The 17,620-nt window shown below is 71.6% G+C and carries 13 protein-coding genes; 6 read left to right on the top strand and 7 right to left on the bottom strand.

Going from position 1 to position 17,620, the window contains the following annotated elements:
- Nucleotides 1-19 precede the first annotated feature (19 nt).
- Genes ACWDD7_RS14800 through ACWDD7_RS14785 form a run of 4 tightly spaced genes read right to left on the bottom strand, consistent with a single transcriptional unit; the run spans nucleotide 20 to nucleotide 4,482 of the window.
- Complete coding sequence (locus tag ACWDD7_RS14800; RefSeq protein ID WP_450457604.1) at nucleotides 20-679, bottom strand: GTP-binding protein; 660 nt, start codon at nucleotides 677-679, stop codon at nucleotides 20-22.
- A complete protein-coding gene (locus ACWDD7_RS14795; RefSeq protein ID WP_450457603.1) occupies nucleotides 660-1,076 on the bottom strand; it encodes a DUF742 domain-containing protein in 417 nt (138 codons plus the stop codon). Before ACWDD7_RS14795 ends, ACWDD7_RS14800 begins: the two co-directional genes overlap by 20 nt.
- Nucleotides 1,073-1,564: a roadblock/LC7 domain-containing protein gene (locus tag ACWDD7_RS14790; RefSeq protein ID WP_351872886.1), complete on the bottom strand. Its 492-nt coding sequence runs from the start codon at nucleotides 1,562-1,564 to the stop codon at nucleotides 1,073-1,075. The genes ACWDD7_RS14795 and ACWDD7_RS14790 overlap by 4 nt, the downstream gene beginning before the upstream one ends.
- Complete coding sequence (locus ACWDD7_RS14785) at nucleotides 1,561-4,482, bottom strand: sensor histidine kinase (RefSeq protein WP_450457602.1); 2,922 nt, start codon at nucleotides 4,480-4,482, stop codon at nucleotides 1,561-1,563. The genes ACWDD7_RS14790 and ACWDD7_RS14785 overlap by 4 nt, the downstream gene beginning before the upstream one ends.
- A 384-nt stretch (nucleotides 4,483-4,866) precedes the next feature.
- Between ACWDD7_RS14785 and ACWDD7_RS14780 the strand changes: the two genes are divergently transcribed.
- The gene (locus ACWDD7_RS14780; protein ID WP_450457601.1) at nucleotides 4,867-5,655 is read left to right on the top strand and encodes a hypothetical protein; all 789 of its coding nucleotides are present in this window, start codon (nucleotides 4,867-4,869) and stop codon (nucleotides 5,653-5,655) included.
- 18 nt (nucleotides 5,656-5,673) lie between these two features.
- On the opposite strand, the gene ACWDD7_RS14775 is transcribed toward ACWDD7_RS14780, so the two are convergent.
- Complete coding sequence (locus ACWDD7_RS14775; RefSeq protein ID WP_392218101.1) at nucleotides 5,674-6,165, bottom strand: MarR family winged helix-turn-helix transcriptional regulator; 492 nt, start codon at nucleotides 6,163-6,165, stop codon at nucleotides 5,674-5,676.
- Nucleotides 6,166-6,407: 242 nt separating this feature from the next.
- On the opposite strand from ACWDD7_RS14775, the gene ACWDD7_RS14770 reads away from it, so the two are divergent.
- The gene (locus ACWDD7_RS14770; RefSeq protein ID WP_392218103.1) at nucleotides 6,408-7,232 is read left to right on the top strand and encodes a lysozyme; all 825 of its coding nucleotides are present in this window, start codon (nucleotides 6,408-6,410) and stop codon (nucleotides 7,230-7,232) included.
- 139 nt (nucleotides 7,233-7,371) lie between these two features.
- Here the strand turns inward: ACWDD7_RS14770 and lon are convergent, their stop codons facing one another.
- Together lon and ACWDD7_RS14760 are read right to left on the bottom strand one after the other, a co-directional pair.
- A complete protein-coding gene (gene lon / locus ACWDD7_RS14765; RefSeq protein WP_450457600.1) occupies nucleotides 7,372-9,792 on the bottom strand; it encodes an endopeptidase La in 2,421 nt (806 codons plus the stop codon).
- Between the two features lie 82 nt (nucleotides 9,793-9,874).
- Nucleotides 9,875-10,630, bottom strand: a complete 756-nt coding sequence (locus ACWDD7_RS14760; RefSeq protein WP_450457599.1) for a rhomboid-like protein — start codon at nucleotides 10,628-10,630, stop codon at nucleotides 9,875-9,877.
- 182 nt (nucleotides 10,631-10,812) lie between these two features.
- On the opposite strand from ACWDD7_RS14760, the gene ACWDD7_RS14755 reads away from it, so the two are divergent.
- The 4 genes from ACWDD7_RS14755 to ACWDD7_RS14740 all read left to right on the top strand — a co-directional run bounded on the left by ACWDD7_RS14755 (nucleotide 10,813) and on the right by ACWDD7_RS14740 (nucleotide 17,555).
- The gene (locus ACWDD7_RS14755; protein WP_450457598.1) at nucleotides 10,813-11,490 is read left to right on the top strand and encodes a spermidine synthase; all 678 of its coding nucleotides are present in this window, start codon (nucleotides 10,813-10,815) and stop codon (nucleotides 11,488-11,490) included.
- Between the two features lie 111 nt (nucleotides 11,491-11,601).
- Nucleotides 11,602-12,348, top strand: coding sequence for a response regulator transcription factor (locus ACWDD7_RS14750; protein WP_351872866.1), 747 nt, complete (start codon nucleotides 11,602-11,604; stop codon nucleotides 12,346-12,348).
- Nucleotides 12,345-13,469, top strand: coding sequence for a HAMP domain-containing sensor histidine kinase (locus tag ACWDD7_RS14745; RefSeq protein ID WP_450457597.1), 1,125 nt, complete (start codon nucleotides 12,345-12,347; stop codon nucleotides 13,467-13,469). The genes ACWDD7_RS14750 and ACWDD7_RS14745 overlap by 4 nt, the downstream gene beginning before the upstream one ends.
- A gap of 300 nt (nucleotides 13,470-13,769) precedes the next feature.
- Nucleotides 13,770-17,555, top strand: coding sequence for a multifunctional oxoglutarate decarboxylase/oxoglutarate dehydrogenase thiamine pyrophosphate-binding subunit/dihydrolipoyllysine-residue succinyltransferase subunit (locus ACWDD7_RS14740; RefSeq protein ID WP_450457596.1), 3,786 nt, complete (start codon nucleotides 13,770-13,772; stop codon nucleotides 17,553-17,555).
- The last annotated feature ends 65 nt before the right edge of the window (nucleotides 17,556-17,620 follow it).

The following is a 17,620-nucleotide window of genomic DNA, read 5'->3' as shown; positions in this document are numbered from 1 at the left end:
GTGGGGGCTCCTAACAGGACTACTCGGGGGTTTCGTCCAGCGCGTGGCCGACCAGGGCCAGGAGGGTCTCGATGGCCGAAATCCGGCGGCGCGCATCCATGATCATGACAGGGACGTGCACGGGTATCGTCAATGCCTCCCGTACGTCCTCGATGTCGAACCGCTCACTGCCGTCGAAGTGGTTGACCGCGACGACGTACGGCAGCCCGCAGCTCTCGAAGTAGTCCAGGGCGGGGAAGCAGTCCTTGAGGCGGCGGGTGTCGGCCAGGACGACCGCGCCGATCGCGCCGCGCACCAGGTCGTCCCACATGAACCAGAACCGCTGCTGGCCCGGCGTGCCGAACACATAGAGCACCAGGTCGTCGTCGAGCGTGATGCGGCCGAAGTCCATGGCCACGGTGGTGGTGACCTTGTCCGGGGTGTCGGACAGGTCGTCGGTGCCCTCGCTCGCCTGGGTCATCAGCGCCTCGGTCTGCAACGGCGTGATCTCCGAGACGGCCGTGACCAGCGTGGTCTTGCCGACGCCGAAGCCGCCCGCCACCACGATCTTCGTCGCGATGGGGGCACGCGTCCGGTCCGTCTGCCAGGCCTTGAGGTCCTCGTCGGGCTCGACGAACCCGGCGACGAGGGGGACGGCACCTCCATGGGAGGCGGTGGCGTCAGAGACGGCGAAGTCCACTCAGCACCCTTTCCAGCAGAGCGCGGTCCGGGCGGCCGGTGCCGTGACCGGTTCCGGTGCCGTACACACGGATCTTTCCCTGGTCCGCGAGGTCGCTGAGGAGCACCCGGACCACGCCGAGCGGCATCTTCAGCAGCGCGGCGATCTCGGCCACCGTGCGCATGCGGCGGCACAGTTCGACGATGGCCCGCATCTCCGGCATGACACCGGCGAGGGAGCCCTTCGTCAGCTCTTTGCGTTCCTCGGGCGCCTCGATGGCCGCGGTGCTGGCCACGAACGTCTCCACGAGGAGGACATGGCCGAAGCGGGTACGGCCGCCGGTGAGCGAGTAGGGGCGCACGCGGGAGGGTTTGCGCTCGCCCCCGCGCACGGGGAGCTTCTTCGGCGTGCCGCTCATCGCGCGCTCCCCGCCGACTCCATGGACTTGCGCAACTCGCTGCGGAGTTCCGGGGTGAGGACGTGGCCGGCGCGGCCGACGAACAGCGCCATGTGGTAGGCGACCACGCTCATGTCGCACTCGGCGGAGCCGTGCACACCGAGCAGTGAGCCGTCGCTGATGGACATCACGAAGAGGCTGCCCTCCTCCATGGCGACCATGGTGTGCTTGACCCCGCCGTACGTCATCAGCTTGGCGGCGCCGACGGTGAGGCTGCCGATGCCGGAGACGATGGTGGCGAGGTCGGCGGCGGAGCCGCGGGGGCCCTTGCCCGGCCGCGCCTGGTGGGCCTGCCCGCTGTGGCCCGGGTCGGACGACAGCAGCAGCAGACCGTCCGAGGAGACCACGGCGACGGACTGGATGCCGGGGACCTCCTCGACCAGGTTGGTCAGCAGCCAGTGCAGATTGCGGGCCTCCGTGCTCAGCCCGAAGGTACTGGGAGCGGTCAACTGCTTGCCTCCTCGACAGGGCCCCCCGTGGCTTCTTCGGAATGGTCTGCGATCTCTGCCTCTACGTCGCGGTAGCCGGCCTGTGCTCCTCGGCGGAAGCCACCGAGCCTGCGGCGCAGGGCCTCGGCGTCGACGCTCGTGCTGCGCTGGCGGGGCGGGGGGGCGGGTGCGGTGATCTTGGGCGTGCGCTTGGGGAGTCCCTTGCTGGTGAGCCGCTCCTCGGCCTCGCCGTCGTCGTCCTCGGCTTCCGGCCGCGTGTGGCCGGTGTGCTCGGCGGCGGCCGGGGCCGGCGGCTCCGTGGCGGCGGGCTCGGCGCTCGGCCGCGCCGCGGGTCCCGCCGGAGCCGCGGGGGCCGTGGAAGTCACAGAAGCCTCGGACGCCTCGGACGCCGAAGCCGCCGACTCGTCCGTCGGCGCGCCCACCGGCTCGTCCGTGAGCGGGAGCAGCAGTTCCATCGTGGTCTCGGCGAAGGTCTCCACCGGGGCCTTCGGACGGGCGTGCGTCTCCTCCGGCCCGGGCCCTGCCTGCTCGTGCGTCGTCTCCTCGGCGGGACCGCCGGCCGACTCGTGCCCGGCCTCCTCGGCAGCCTCCGCCGCCGCCCCGTCGGACGTGCCCGGTTCCCCCGCCGCCGGGTCCTGGCCCGGAGCCGCCTCCCGCTCCGGCTCCACGCCGGCGTCCCGCACCGCCTTCTCCGCCAGCGCCACCAGCGGGTCCTGCTGCTCGGCCCCGTCCTTCGGCCGCGTCGGCAGCACGTTGGAGTCGGCCTCGGCGGTGGCTCCCGGCAGCGAGAACGTCCCGGTGGTGGAGGTGACGGTCCGCGGGGGTACGGCGGCGGGGGCCTCGGCGAGGATCGGGGCCGGCAGGACCACGACCGCCGCGACCCCGCCCTGCTTCTGCTCGCGCAGCTGCACCCGCACCCCGTGCCGGTGGGCGAGGCGGGCCACGACGTACAGGCCGAGCCCGAGGCCGTCGTCGCCCTCCTGGTCGTACGCGGAGTCGGGGTCGAAGTCGGCGAGGCGCGCGTTGAGCCGGGTGAGGCGGTCCTCGGCCATGCCGATGCCCTCGTCCTGGACGGAGAGCATGACCTCGCCGGACTCCAGCAGCCAGCCGGAGACCTCGGCCGGCACCTCCGGCGGGGAGAACGTGGTGGCGTTCTCCATCAGTTCCGCCAGCAGGTGCGAGAGGTCGTCCGCGGCGAAGCCGGCGATGTGCGCGTGCGGCGGCAGCGCGGCGATGCGCACCTGCTCGTACCGCTCGATCTCGCTGACCGCGGCCCGCACCACGTCGACCAGCGGCACCGGCCCGTGGTGCTGCTGCACATGCTCGGTGCCCGCGAGGACCAGCAGGTTCTCGCTGTGCCGGCGCATCACCGTGGCGAAGTGGTCCAGCTTGAAGAGGGTGGACAGGCGCTCGGGGTCCTGCTCGCGGTCCTCCAGGCCCTCGATGACGGCGAGCTGGCGCTCGACCAGGCCGAGGGTGCGCAGCGCCAGGTTGACGAAGGTGCCGCCGATGCTCGCGCGCACCCGCCCCAGCGCGGCCGACGCCTCGGCGAGTTCGGCGCGCAGTTCCTCGCGGGCGTCGGCCATCTTCTGCCGCTGCCCGACCAGGTGCTTGCGGTCGGTCTCCAGGGTGGCGACCCGCTCGTGCAGGGCGACGGCGTGCGCGTGCAGCGCGTTGACGGAGCGGACGACCTGTGCGAACTCGTCGTTGCGGCCCGTGAAGGCGATGGGTTCGCGGGTGGCCGCGTCGCCGGGCTCGGCGAGCCGGGCCGTGCCGCGGCGCAGCACCGACAGCGGGCGGGTGAGGGTGCGGGCCATGGCGGTGGCGAGGCCGACCGCGACCAGCATCAGCGCGCCGAGGACGGCGACACGGATCTCCAGCGCGGTGACGTCGTCGTCGCGCAGCTTCTCCAGGGCCTGGGTGCGGTGCTCGTAGAGGGCCGACTCCGCGCCGCGCATCAGGTCGATACGGCCGGACAGGGCCGCGTCCAGCTTGGCGGCGCTGACGGCCGGCGCGCCGTCGGGGAAGGTCGGCTGGGCGGTGAAGGTGTCCAGGTACTTCTCGGCCGAGTTGACGTCGGCGCCGGTGACCGTGGAGTCGAACGCGTCGACGGCCGCCTTGGGCGCGGTCTCGCGGAAGTCGGCGAGGGCCGCGTCGGAGCGCAGCCGGGCCTGCTGGGCGGCGGCGGTGAGCGCGTCGCGCTGCTTGCGGCCGGCCTCGGTGGGCACGGAGGTGGTGGTGGGCAGGCCGGTGACGGGGTTGATCACCGTCTGGGTGGTGGCCGGGACGTCGAGCGCGGCGAGCAGCAGGCCGCGGGCGGCGGCGGACTGCTGTACGGCGCTGTCCAGTTCGGCGAGCGCGTACGCGCCGGAACCGGCCCGCGGCGGCATCTGCTCGGCCAGCTGCTCCGCGACCCGGTGCAGCTCGGTGATCGTCGCCGAGTACGCCTGGTGGGCCTGGAGCGCCGTGCTCTTGCCGGTGAGGGCGGCGCGCCGGACGGTCGCGATGCGGTCGAGGTCGCCGCGCAGGTCCGCCGGGGTGCCGCTGTCGGCGCGCAGGTCCTCCACCTGGCGGTCGACACGGGTGCTGCGGTCCTTGGAGGGCGCCTTCGACTCGGGGCGCCCGGCCGCGATGTAGGAGGTGACCTCGTCGCGCTCGTCGGCCAGGGAATTGGCGAGGGCGAGGGCGTCCTGGGTGCGGGCGGCCAGCGTCACCAGTTCCTGGGAGTCACTGACGTCCGAGGACGCGGTGAGGAGGGAGGGGACTCCGGCGGCGGCGACCGCGGCGGCCACGACCGCCACGGCGACGATCAGCCGGTTGCGCACATGCGTGGGCCGGCCGGTGCCCACGGGAGTCTCGGGGACGGCCTTCTCGGGGGCCGTCTGCCTGCCTGTGCGCCGAGGCCGCTTCTTCTGCACCGGTGCTCGCATTCCTGAACTCGTCTACCCAAGGGCCCGGGTGGCGCCCCGTCAGCTCGGTGCCAAGTGGTGCGTGCACCCGGTTCGTACGGTTCCCGACCCTCCCAGCGCCGGTGGGCGGTGGTCGCGCATCACCTGACCCGCCACCCGAAGGAGTGAACATCGGAGGGGAGTTGACGGGCAAGTTCCTCTGGCGTGTGCGGGGCCGTCGCACGGCAGGCCGGTTGGACGCGCGCGGCAGGGTTTGGCAGTATTCGCCACCGCGCTTTTTCGGAGTGCCCCATTCCCACCCAAACCAGGCGCCTGACCTGCGTGAGCACGCCAATCCGACGGCGATTGCCAGCCTTTGGGGGATGCCGTGAAGGGCTCGTGCAGACTGGCTGGATGCGCACTGATCTCGTTTCGGAACCCGGCGACGCGACCCGACCCAACGAGGACTTCGCGGATGTCGGACTACCCGCCTCCGGACAGGGCGGTTGCGTGATCTTGCTGGACGGGGTGACGCCGCCCGCCGGGGAGACGGGCTGTCTGCATTCCGTCCCCTGGTTCACGGCGCGGCTCGGCGGCGCGCTGACCGAACTGACCGTTTCCGGCCGAGATCTGAGGCCGGCGGACATCCTTTCCCGGGCGATCGAGCGCACCGCGCACGCCCATGCGGATACCTGTGACCTTTCTCACCCGCGCACCCCGCAGGCAACCGTGGTGCTGACCCGCTGGTCCGCCGAGACGGTCGAGTACCTGGTGCTCTCCGACTCGGCGCTGCTGCTGCGCTCGCCCTCCGGCGAGGTCACCCCGGTCCTGGACGACCGGCTCGCCCGGCTCCCCCGCTCGGCCCTCGCCACCGACGCCCTGGTGGACGCGAACCTGCGCAACAAGGAGGGCGGTTTCTTCACGGCCGCCGCGGACCCCTCCGTGGCCGCCCGCGCGGTGACCGGCGCCGTGCCCCGGAGCGAGGTCGGCGCGCTGGCCGCCCTGACGGACGGCGCGACCCGCTGGACGGAGAAGTTCCGCCAGGGCGACTGGACGGACCTGTTCGGCGTCCTCGCCGAGGACGGCGCCCGCTCACTGGTCGACCGGGTACGGCAGCTGGAGACGGCGGACCGGGAGGAGCGGGCGTTCCTGGGCCGGAGCAAGACGCACGACGACGCGACGGTGGTGTACGTCGAGCTGTGACCCCCCGGACGGCGCGGGCTATTTCTCCATGACCCCGTTCAACTGGTGCAGCAGCCGGGCCAGCTCGGCCACCTCCCGGCGGTCCCAGTGGGCGAGCTGGCTGACGTACCGGGCGCGGCGGGCCTCGCGGACCGTGTCGACGCGGCGGCGGCCCTCCTCGGTGAGGGTGACGAGCCAGGCGCGACCGTCGGCGGGGTCGGGTTCGCGGGTGATCAGGCCCAGCTCCTCCAGGGCGCGCAACTGGCGGGACATGGTGGCCTTGCCGACGCCGAAGTAACCGGCGAGTTCGGTGGCCCGCCGGCCGCCGTGCTCGTTCAGCCGGATCAGCAGCCCGTAGGCGGAGGACTCCAGGTCGGGGTGGACCTCCCGGGCCATCTCGCCCTGGTTGGCGCGGGCGCGTCGCAGCAGTACGGTCAACTCCCGTTCGAGCGCGAGGAACTCCTGGTCCGCACCACTGGGCGTCACCTGCCCGGCGACGCGAGTCTCTGCGCCGTTTCCGTCCTCGTGCACGTCACACCCCTGATCGGTTTCGCGGTCCTGAAAGTTTCTGCCCGACGCCGCCATTGCCGCAGCTCCGTAAGTATTTCGCAGGCGTAGACCAACGGCGGCGGCCGGACCCCCTTCCCACGCCGCTATCTACGTGCGTAGCTTTTTCGTCAGGCATTGAATGACATGCCCACGACAGTGCACCTCTTCCGAGGTCACTGCCATGGTCCCCCCCACTTACACCCCACCCTCCCCGGAGGCACGTCATGTCCGCGCCCAGACCCCGTTCACTCCGCCCGCGCCCACTGGCCGTCCTGGTCACGGCCCTGCTCGCGGCGGCGGCCTGCGCACTCCCCCTCACCACCGCCCAGGCCGCGTCCACGCCCGCCCGCGGCACCGCCTACATGGGCGAGACCGTCGCGGCCCACGACGGCACGCACGGCACCCCCACGGGCGCCGACGCCACCCAGACCGAGGGTGTGGACGTCTCCGGCTACCAGGGCAACGTCGCCTGGTCCACCCTGTACAACAGCGGTGTCCGCTGGGCGTACACGAAGGCGACGGAGGGCACGTACTACACGAACCCGTACTTCGCCCAGCAGTACAACGGCTCGTACAACGTGGGCATGATCCGCGGCTCGTACCACTTCGCGACCCCGGACACCACCAGCGGCGCCACCCAGGCGAGCTACTTCGTCGCGCACGGCGGCGGCTGGTCCAAGGACGGCAAGACCCTGCCGGGCGTGCTCGACATCGAGTGGAACCCGTACGGCGCCGACTGCTACGGCAAGACGGCCGGCCAGATGGTCAGCTGGATCGCGGACTTCCTCAACACCTACAAGTCCCTCACCGGTCGTGACGCCGTGATCTACACCGCCACCAGCTGGTGGACCGAGTGCACCGGCAACTACGCGGGCTTCGCGAGCAGCAACCCGCTGTGGGTCGCCCGCTACGCCTCGACCGTGGGGACGCTGCCGGCCGGATGGTCGTACTACACGATGTGGCAGTACACCTCCTCCGGCCCGACCGTCGGCGACCACGACTACTTCAACGGCGCGCTCGACCGCGTCCAGGCGCTCGCCAACGGCTGACGGCCCGACGGCAGCCCTCGGGCTCCCTCCGCCACGCCCCGCCACGCCCGGCTCACCGAGCCGGGCGTGCGCGCGGCGAGGACCCGGGCCTCCCTCACGGGACCCGGGTCCCGCCCGTCCCCCGCCCGCGGTCTCCGCGTCACGCCGCCAGGGGAACCTCCGGCGCCGCGCCGTCGGCCGCGGGCGCGAGCGCCAGCTCCAGGACCTGGCGGACGTCGGTCACGGTGTGGACGTCGAGCTTGTCCAGCACCTCGGCCGGGACGTCGTCCAGGTCGGGCTCGTTGCGCTTGGGGATGATCACGGTGGTCACCCCGGCACGCTGGGCGGCGAGCAGCTTCTGCTTCACGCCGCCGATGGGCAGCACCCGGCCGGTCAGCGAGACCTCGCCGGTCATCGCCACGTCCGTGCGCACCTGGCGCCCCGAGAGCAGCGACGCCAGGGCGGTGGTCAGCGTGACACCCGCGCTCGGACCGTCCTTCGGGACCGCGCCCGCCGGGAAGTGGATGTGCACGCCCCGGTCCTTCAGGTCGGTCACCGGGAGCCCCAGTTCGGCGCCGTGGCTGCGCAGGAAGCTCAGCGCGATCCGCGCCGACTCCTTCATCACGTCGCCCAGCTGACCGGTGAGGGTCAGGCCCGCCGCGCCCGTCTCCGGGTCGGCGAGGGAGGCCTCCACGAAGAGCACGTCGCCGCCCGCGCCGGTGACCGCGAGCCCGGTCGCCACCCCGGGGACGGCCGTACGGCGCTCGGCCGGGTCCTGCGCCGACTCGGGCACATGGTGCGGCCGCCCGATCAGGCCGCGCAGGTCCTCGTCGGCGATGGCGCACGGCAGCTCCCGCTCGCCCAGTTCGTGCTGGGCCGCCACCTTGCGCAGCAGCCGGGCGATCGAGCGCTCCAGAGTGCGCACGCCCGCCTCGCGCGTGTACTCGCCCGCGAGCTTGCGCAGCGCGCTCTCCTCCAGGGTGACCTCGCCCTCGTCGAGACCGGCCCGCTCCAGCTGGCGCGGGAGCAGGTGGTCCCGGGCGATGACGACCTTCTCGTCCTCGGTGTAGCCGTCCAGGCGGACGATCTCCATTCGGTCGGCAAGGGCCTCCGGGATCGCCTCCAGGACGTTGGCGGTGGCCAGGAAGACGACGTCGGACAGGTCGAGTTCGACCTCCAGGTAGTGGTCGCGGAACGTGTGGTTCTGCGCCGGGTCGAGCACTTCCAGGAGGGCGGCGGCCGGATCGCCCCGGAAGTCCGAGCCCACCTTGTCGATCTCGTCCAGGAGCACCACCGGGTTCATCGACCCGGCCTCCTTGATGGCGCGCACGATCCGGCCGGGCAGCGCGCCGACGTACGTACGGCGGTGACCGCGGATCTCGGCCTCGTCGCGGACGCCGCCGAGCGCGACGCGGACGAACTTGCGGCCCATGGCGTGCGCGACGGACTCGCCCAGGCTGGTCTTGCCGACGCCGGGCGGGCCGACGAGCGCGAGCACGGCACCCCCGCGCCGGCCGCCGATCACGCCGAGTCCGCGGTCGCCGCGCCGCTTGCGCACGGCGAGGTACTCGGTGATGCGCTCCTTGACGTCCTCCAGGCCCGCGTGTTCCGCGTCGAGCACGGACTTGGCGCCCCGGATGTCGTACGCGTCCTCGGTCCGCTCGCTCCAGGGCATCTCCAGGACGGTGTCCAGCCAGGTACGGATCCAGCTGCCCTCGGGAGACTGGTCGGAGGACCGCTCCAGCTTGTCGACCTCCTTGAGCGCGGCCTCGCGGACCTTCTCGGGCAGGTCGGCGGCCTCCACGCGGGCGCGGTAGTCGTCGGACTCCTCGCCCCCCTGGTCGCCGTTCAGCTCGCGCAGCTCCTTGCGGACGGCCTCCAGCTGACGGCGCAGCAGGAACTCGCGCTGCTGCTTGTCGACGCCCTCCTGGACGTCCTTGGCGATGGTCTCGGCCACCTCCTGCTCGGCGAGGTGGTCGCGCAGCAGCTGGGTGGCGAGCTTGAGGCGGGCCACCGGGTCGGCGGTCTCCAGGAGTTCGACCTTCTGCTCGGTGGTCAGGAAGGGCGAGTAGCCGGAGTTGTCGGCGAGCGCGGCGACGCCGTCGATGGCCTGGACGCGGTCCACGACCTGCCAGGCGCCGCGCTTGCGCAGCCAGCTGGTGGCCAGCGCCTTGTACTCCTTGACGAGTTCGGCGACCTGGCCGGGCAGCGGGTCGGGCAGGGTCTCGTCCACCTGGGCGCCCTCGACCCACAGGGCGGCGCCGGGTCCGGTGGTTCCGGCGCCGATGCGGACGCGGCTGCGGCCGCGGATCAGCGCGCCGGGGTCGCCGTCGGCGAGTCGGCCGACCTGCTCGACCGTGCCCAGCACACCGGTCTTGGCGTACGTGCCGTCGACGCGTGGCACCAGCAGCACCTTGGGCTTGCCGGGTTCCGAGCGCGCGGCGGCCTGCGCGGCCTCCACCGCGGCGCGGACCTCGGCATCGCTCAGGTCCAGCGGGACCACCATGCCGGGCAGCACGACCTCGTCGTCGAGCGGCAGCACGGGCAGGACAAGCGTGAACGCCGGTGACTCAGCAGCCATGATCTCCCCTTCGGCAGTCAACTTGAGCTATGCCGACTCAATGTTTGATGCACGGGGAATGTTCCCAGGCGGCTGTTCGCTGTCAGCGATCACTTCGTTCGCGCAGGCGGGAGGGGTTTCGAACGCCCGCCCAACGGCGTGTGGCGGGCCAGGCCGACACGCCGATCGTCAGGGCGATCAGGTGGCCCCAGTTCGTCATGGGGTCCTCGTAGGCCAGCAGGTCGTCCAGGAGGACGCCCGCCGCGAAGGCGAGGAGGGGCCAGCGGAGCCACGGGGCCAGGAGACCGGCCAGGGCGCCGGTGCTCGCGGCCACGCCGAAGCTGATGCCGTAGTCCAGGCGGTGCAGGGAGGTGACCGGGAGGCGGCCGGCCAGGACCGCGAGGCCCACCGGGACCTCGGTGGCCAGGGTCGCGAGGACGTGCCCGGCCAGGAAGACGCAGGCCGCCCGGCCACCGCCTATGCGCCGCTCCAGGGCCGTCAGCACGAGGACGAACGCGACGGCGTACGGCGAGACGAGGCCGCCCGCGATCCACAGCGCGCTGGCCACCAGCACCACCGCGGGCGAGCGCACCAGATGGGAAACGTCCGTACTGGAGCCCTGGTAGAGGGCGTACACCAGGGAGGGGGGCGCCAGGGCGGCGATCAGGGAGGTGAAGGCCAGGAGGGCCGCGTAGCCGAAGGTGAACGGCGTCCCGGCGGGCGTCGGCAGCAGCAGCCAGGGTCGTACGCGCGGCACCGCGAGGCGGCGGGCCGGCGGCGCCGAGGGCATGGCGGCCCGCTGGCGGGGCACACCGTCCAGCAGGTCGGCGCCCACGGGGTCCGGCGCGATCCGTTCCACGGTGGCGCTCCTTCCGTCGCCCCCACCCTCGGGGCCGCGGGAAGCCGCTGTCCATGACCGGCGTCACGGGAGAGCGGTTTCACGGCAACCTCATACGTTTCGGCGGCGTCCGGGGCCCGTGCCCCCGGCCCGACATCCGTAATTGCCGTGAAAGCAAAGCCTTGTTCAAGCAGGATGGACCCATGGCTGCCCCAGACGACTCCCCCGTGGTGCTGGACCGGCGCGTGGGGCCGTACGGCGAAGTGGCGCTGCGCAGACACGGCGCGCTGCTCCAGATCATCGCCAACGGCTGCTTCCTCATGGACACTTCGGACGGCCGCTCGGAGCGGCTGCTGATCGACGCGGCGTACGGCGCCCTCGACGGGCGCCCGGCACCGGCCGTGCTGATCGGCGGCCTGGGCGTCGGATTCTCACTCGCACACGCGTCCGAGGACCCCCGCTGGGGGCGGATCACGGTCGTGGAGCGGGAGCCCGCCGTCATCGGCTGGCACCGCGCGGGCCCCCTGTCCGAGCTGACCTCCGCCGCCCTCGCCGACCCCCGCACCGAGATCCTTGAGTCCGATCTGGTCCGTTACGTCAATGAGACATCGGACACGTTCGACGCCCTGTGTCTGGACATCGACAACGGCCCCGGATGGACGGTCACCGAGGACAACGAAAGCCTGTACTCACCGGCCGGACTGGCCTCCTGCGCACGGGTGTTGAGGCCCGGCGGGGTACTTGCCGTATGGTCGGCCGAGCCGTCTCCGGAATTTGAAGGAACCTTGCGGAATGCCGGGTTCCATCGGGTGCGTACCGAAGAGGTGCCCGTTGCCCGGGGAGTTCCGGACGCCGTGCACCTCGGTGTCCGCCCTGGATAGCGACGGCACGGCCGATCCCCGTAATGTGCTGCCCTGACGCGGATCTTTCGCGTCGATCGCAGACATGGGATCACCCCACGGGTTCCGGAAAGCAACAAGCAGGGGCGGGCGATGGAGCAGACACACACCTCCCAGAGCGGCGCGGCGGCGCCGACCACCACCCCGGGCGCCCAGCGCCGGGTGCTGGTCGTCGAGGACGATCCCACGATCGTCGACGCCATCGCGGCCCGGCTCCGTGCCGAGGGTTTCCTCGTGCAGACGGCGGCCGACGGACCGGCCGCCGTGGACACGGCCGAGGCATGGCAGCCCGACCTGCTGATCCTCGACATCATGCTGCCGGGCTTCGACGGCCTGGAGGTCTGCCGGCGCGTGCAGGCCCAGCGCCCGGTGCCGGTGCTGATGCTGACCGCGCGGGACGACGAGACGGACATGCTGGTCGGGCTCGGGGTCGGCGCCGACGACTACATGACCAAGCCGTTCTCCATGCGCGAGCTGGCCGCGCGGGTGCACGTGCTGCTGCGCCGGGTGGAGCGGGCCGCCATCGCCGCCTCCACGCCGCGCTCCGGCATCCTGCGCCTCGGCGAGCTGGAGATCGACCACGCGCAGCGCCGGGTACGGGTGAAGGCGGAGGACGTCCACCTGACCCCGACGGAGTTCGACCTGCTCGTGTGCCTGGCCAACACCCCGCGCGCGGTCCTCTCCCGGGAGCAGCTGCTGGCCGAGGTGTGGGACTGGGCGGACGCCTCCGGCACCCGCACCGTCGACAGCCACATCAAGGCGCTGCGCCGCAAGATCGGCGCCGAGCGCATCCGCACCGTGCACGGTGTGGGCTACGCGCTGGAGACACCGAACCCGTGAGCGCGAGCGGGCGCCAGGCCGCACGGAGGAGCCCCGGGGCCCGCACGGAGGAGCCCTGGGGCGGCGTACGCCCGTTCTCGATCAAGACCAAGCTGGGCGCGCTCGTCGTCATCGCGGTGCTGATCACCACCGGTCTGTCGATCGTCGCCGTGCACACCAAGACGGAGCTGCGCTTCATCACGGTGTTCTCGATGATCGCCACCCTGCTGATCACCCAGTTCGTGGCGCACTCGCTCACCATGCCGCTGGACGAGATGAACACGGTCGCCCGTGCCATCTCGGAGGGCGACTACACCCGCCGGGTGCGCGAGACCCGGCGGGACGAGCTGGGCGACCTGGCGCAGACGATCAACGTCATGGCCGACGAGCTGGAGGCCCAGGACCGCCAGCGCAAGGAACTGGTCGCGAACGTCTCGCACGAACTGCGCACCCCCATCGCCGGGCTGCGCGCCGTGCTGGAGAACATCGTCGACGGGGTCACCGAGGCCGATCCGGAGACCATGCGGACGGCCCTGAGGCAGACCGAGCGGCTCGGCCGCCTGGTGGAGACCCTGCTGGACCTGTCCCGGCTCGACAACGGCGTCGTACCGCTGAAGATGCGGCGCTTCGAGGTGTGGCCGTACCTGTCGGGCGTGCTCAAGGAGGCCAACATGGTCGCCTCGGCGCGTGCGGGCATGGCCACCGGCTCCGGCAGCCACACGCGTACCGACGTCCATCTGCACCTGGACGTCTCCCCGCCGGAGCTGACCGCGCACGCGGACCCCGAGCGGATCCACCAGGTCGTCGCCAACCTGATCGACAACGCGGTCAAGCACAGCCCGCCGCACGGCCGGGTGACCGTGAAGGCCCGGCGCGGGCCCCAGCCCCAGTCGCTGGAGCTGGAGATCCTGGACGAGGGCCCGGGAATCCCGCGTTCGGAGTGGCACCGCGTCTTCGAGCGGTTCAACCGGGGCGCCGTGACCCGGCCGCACGGTCCGGGCAGCGACGGCGGCACGGGCCTCGGGCTCGCGATCGCCCGCTGGGCGGTGGATCTGCACGGCGGCCGGATCGGCGTGGCCGAATCCGAGCGGGGCTGCCGGATCATCGTCACCCTTCCGGGGCTGGACTCCCCTTCAAGTTGACGTAAAGTTCCCGCGGAAGCGCAAGATCCACCAGCGTCCGCGCCCTTCCCGCGCAGCTGGACACGTGTGATCGGCGCAAGCCCGCGCCGCCCGCAGAAGCCGGGGGCGCAGGGCTGGACCGGTGCACCCTCGCACGTCCGGAACCACGCTTGTTTCCCGCCATTTCAAGCCCTGAAACAAGATTCTCGGTGTGACTTACACGACGATGAACGGGCCCGACCTGACCTTCCCCGTCTCCAAGGCGTAGCCTTTATTCCCGCTGTCCATCACCTTGTGAAGCGGAAGAGGGCGGTTGCCGCCGTGTCGCCACAGTCCCCCAGTAATTCGAGCATCTCCACCGACGACCAAGCCGCCGGGAAGAACCCCGCGGCCTCGTTCGGCGCGAACGAGTGGCTCGTCGACGAGATCTATCAGCAGTACCTCCAGGACCCGAATTCGGTAGACCGCGCCTGGTGGGACTTCTTCGCCGATTACAAGCCGGGCGCGCCCGCCACGCCCGCTCCGGCGGGTACTGCGGCCGCGGGGGTCACGGAGACCCCCGCCCAGGCCGCCCCGGCGCCCGCGGCCCCGGCGGCCCCGAAGCCCGCCGCGGCCCCTGCTCCGGCGCCCGCTCCCGCGGCTCCCGCGGCGAAGGCGGCCCCCTCCCCGGCCAAGCCGGCGCAACCCGCACAGGCGCCCGCTTCGCCCGCGAAGGCCGCTCCCGCCGCCGAGGCCCCCGCCGGCCCCGAGCAGGTCACCCTGCGCGGCCCGGCCGCCGCGGTCGCCAAGAACATGGACGCCTCGCTGGAGATGCCGACCGCCACCTCGGTCCGCGCCGTCCCGGTGAAGCTGCTGTTCGACAACCGCATCGTCATCAACAACCACCTCAAGCGCGCCCGCGGCGGGAAGATCTCCTTCACGCACCTCATCGGGTACGCGATGGTGCAGGCCATCAAGGCCATGCCGGCGATGAACCACTCGTTCGCCGTCAAGGACGGCAAGCCGACCCTGGTCAAGCCGGCGCACGTCAACCTCGGTCTCGCCATCGACCTGGTCAAGCCCAACGGCGACCGCCAGCTCGTCGTCGCGGCGATCAAGAAGGCCGAGACGCTGAACTTCTTCGAGTTCTGGCAGGCCTACGAGGACATCGTCCGCCGCGCCCGCGAGGGCAAGCTGACCATGGACGACTTCACCGGGGTCACGGTCTCCCTGACCAACCCCGGCGGCCTGGGCACCGTGCACTCCGTGCCGCGCCTGATGCCCGGCCAGTCCGTGATCATGGGCGTCGGCTCCATGGACTACCCGGCCGAGTTCCAGGGCACCAGCCAGGACACCCTGAACAAGCTCGGTGTCTCCAAGGTCATGACCCTCACGTCGACCTACGACCACCGGGTCATCCAGGGCGCCGCCTCCGGCGAGTTCCTGCGCCAGGTCGCCAACCTGCTGCTCGGCGAGAACAAGTTCTACGACGAGATCTTCGAGGCGCTGCGCATCCCCTACGAGCCGGTCCGCTGGCTCAAGGACATCGACGCGTCCCACGACGACGACGTCACCAAGGCCGCCCGCGTCTTCGAGCTGATCCACTCCTACCGGGTCCGCGGCCACGTCATGGCCGACACCGACCCGCTGGAGTACCGCCAGCGCAAGCACCCCGACCTGGACATCGTCGAGCACGGCCTCACCCTGTGGGACCTGGAGCGCGAGTTCGCCGTCGGTGGTTTCGCCGGCAAGTCGATGATGAAGCTGCGCGACATCCTCGGTGTGCTCCGCGACTCGTACTGCCGCACCACCGGCATCGAGTTCATGCACATCCAGGACCCCAAGCAGCGCAAGTGGATCCAGGACCGGGTCGAGCGCGGCCACGCCAAGCCGGAGCGCGAGGAGCAGCTGCGCATCCTGCGCCGGCTGAACGCCGCCGAGGCGTTCGAGACCTTCCTGCAGACCAAGTACGTCGGCCAGAAGCGCTTCTCCCTGGAGGGCGGCGAGTCCGTCATCCCGCTGCTCGACGCGGTCATCGACTCCGCCGCCGAGTCCCGCCTGGACGAGGTCGTCATCGGCATGGCCCACCGCGGCCGCCTGAACGTGCTCGCCAACATCGTCGGCAAGTCGTACGCGCAGATCTTCCGCGAGTTCGAGGGCAACCTCGACCCGAAGTCGATGCACGGCTCCGGCGACGTCAAGTACCACCTGGGCGCCAACGGCACCTTCACCGGCCTGGACGGCGAGCAGATCAAGGTCTCGCTGGTCGCCAACCCCTCCCACCTGGAGGCGGTCGACCCGGTCCTGGAGGGCGTCGCCCGCGCCAAGCAGGACATCATCAACAAGGGCGGCACGGACTTCACCGTCCTGCCGGTGGCGATCCACGGCGACGCGGCCTTCGCGGGCCAGGGCGTGGTGGCCGAGACCCTGAACATGTCGCAGCTGCGCGGCTACCGCACCGGCGGCACCGTGCACATCGTCATCAACAACCAGGTCGGCTTCACCGCGGCCCCCGAGTCCTCGCGTTCCTCCATGTACGCGACGGACGTGGCCCGCATGATCGAGGCCCCGATCTTCCACGTGAACGGCGACGACCCGGAGGCCGTCGTCCGCGTCGCCCGACTGGCGTTCGAGTTCCGCCAGGCGTTCAACAAGGACGTGGTGATCGACCTCATCTGCTACCGCCGCCGCGGTCACAACGAGTCGGACAACCCGGCCTTCACCCAGCCGCTGATGTACGACCTGATCGACAAGAAGCGCTCGGTGCGCAAGCTCTACACCGAGTCCCTGATCGGTCGTGGCGACATCACCCTGGAAGAGGCCGAGCAGGCCCTCCAGGACTACCAGGGCCAGCTGGAGAAGGTCTTCACCGAGGTCCGCGAGGCCACCTCGCAGCCGGCCGCCGGTGCCCCCCAGGAGGCCCAGGACGGCTTCCCGGCCACCGTGCCGACCGCCGTGTCCGCCGAGGTCGTCAAGCGGATCGCCGAGTCCCAGGTCAACATCCCCGAGCACATCACCGTGCACCCGCGACTGCTGCCGCAGTTGCAGCGCCGTGCGGCGATGGTCGAGGACGGCACCATCGACTGGGGCATGGGCGAGACGCTGGCCATCGGCTCCCTGCTGCTCGACGGCACCCCGGTCCGCCTCGCGGGCCAGGACTCCCAGCGCGGCACCTTCGGCCAGCGCCACGCGGTGCTGATCGACCGGGAGACCGGCGAGGAGTACACCCCGCTCCAGTACCTCTCCGAGGACCAGGCGCGGCTGAACGTCTACAACTCGCTGCTGTCCGAGTACGCGGCCATGGGCTTCGAGTACGGCTACTCGCTCGCGCGTCCCGACGCGCTGGTGATGTGGGAGGCCCAGTTCGGCGACTTCGTCAACGGCGCCCAGACGGTCGTCGACGAGTTCGTCTCCTCGGCCGAGCAGAAGTGGGGCCAGACCTCCGGCGTCGTCCTGCTGCTGCCGCACGGCTACGAGGGCCAGGGCCCGGACCACTCGTCCGCGCGCCCGGAGCGGTTCCTCCAGCTGTGCGCCCAGAACAACATGACGGTGGCCATGCCCACCTCGCCGTCGAACTACTTCCACCTCCTGCGGTGGCAGGTGCACAACCCGGCCCACAAGCCGCTGGTCGTCTTCACTCCGAAGTCGATGCTGCGCCTGAAGGCCGCCGCCTCCAAGGCGGAGGAGTTCACGACCGGCGGCTTCCGCCCGGTCATCGGCGACGCCTCGGCCGACCCGGCCGCGGTCCGCAGGGTCGTCTTCTGCGCGGGCAAGGTCTACTACGACCTGGAGAACGAGCGGAAGAAGCGCGGCGCCACGGACACCGCGATCATCCGCATCGAGCGCCTCTACCCCCTGCCGGGTGCCGAGCTCCAGGCGGAGGTCAACAAGTACCCGAACGCCGAGAAGTACCTGTGGGTCCAGGAGGAGCCGGCGAACCAGGGTGCCTGGCCGTTCATCGCGCTCAACCTGATCGACCACCTCGACCTGGCGGTCGGCGCGGACATCCCGGCCGGCGAGCGGCTGCGGCGCATCTCGCGCCCGCACTCCTCGTCCCCGGCGGTGGGCTCCGCCAAGCGCCACCAGGCCGAGCAGGAGCAGCTGGTGCGTGAGGTGTTCGAGGCGTAGGCCTCGGCACGGCAGCGACGAAGGGCCCGGTTCCGCACGGAACCGGGCCCTTCGTCTGCTTCCTC

The sequence above is a fragment of the Streptomyces sp. NPDC001056 genome, assembly GCF_053598955.1.
This window is presented reverse-complemented; position numbering and strand designations above follow the sequence as displayed.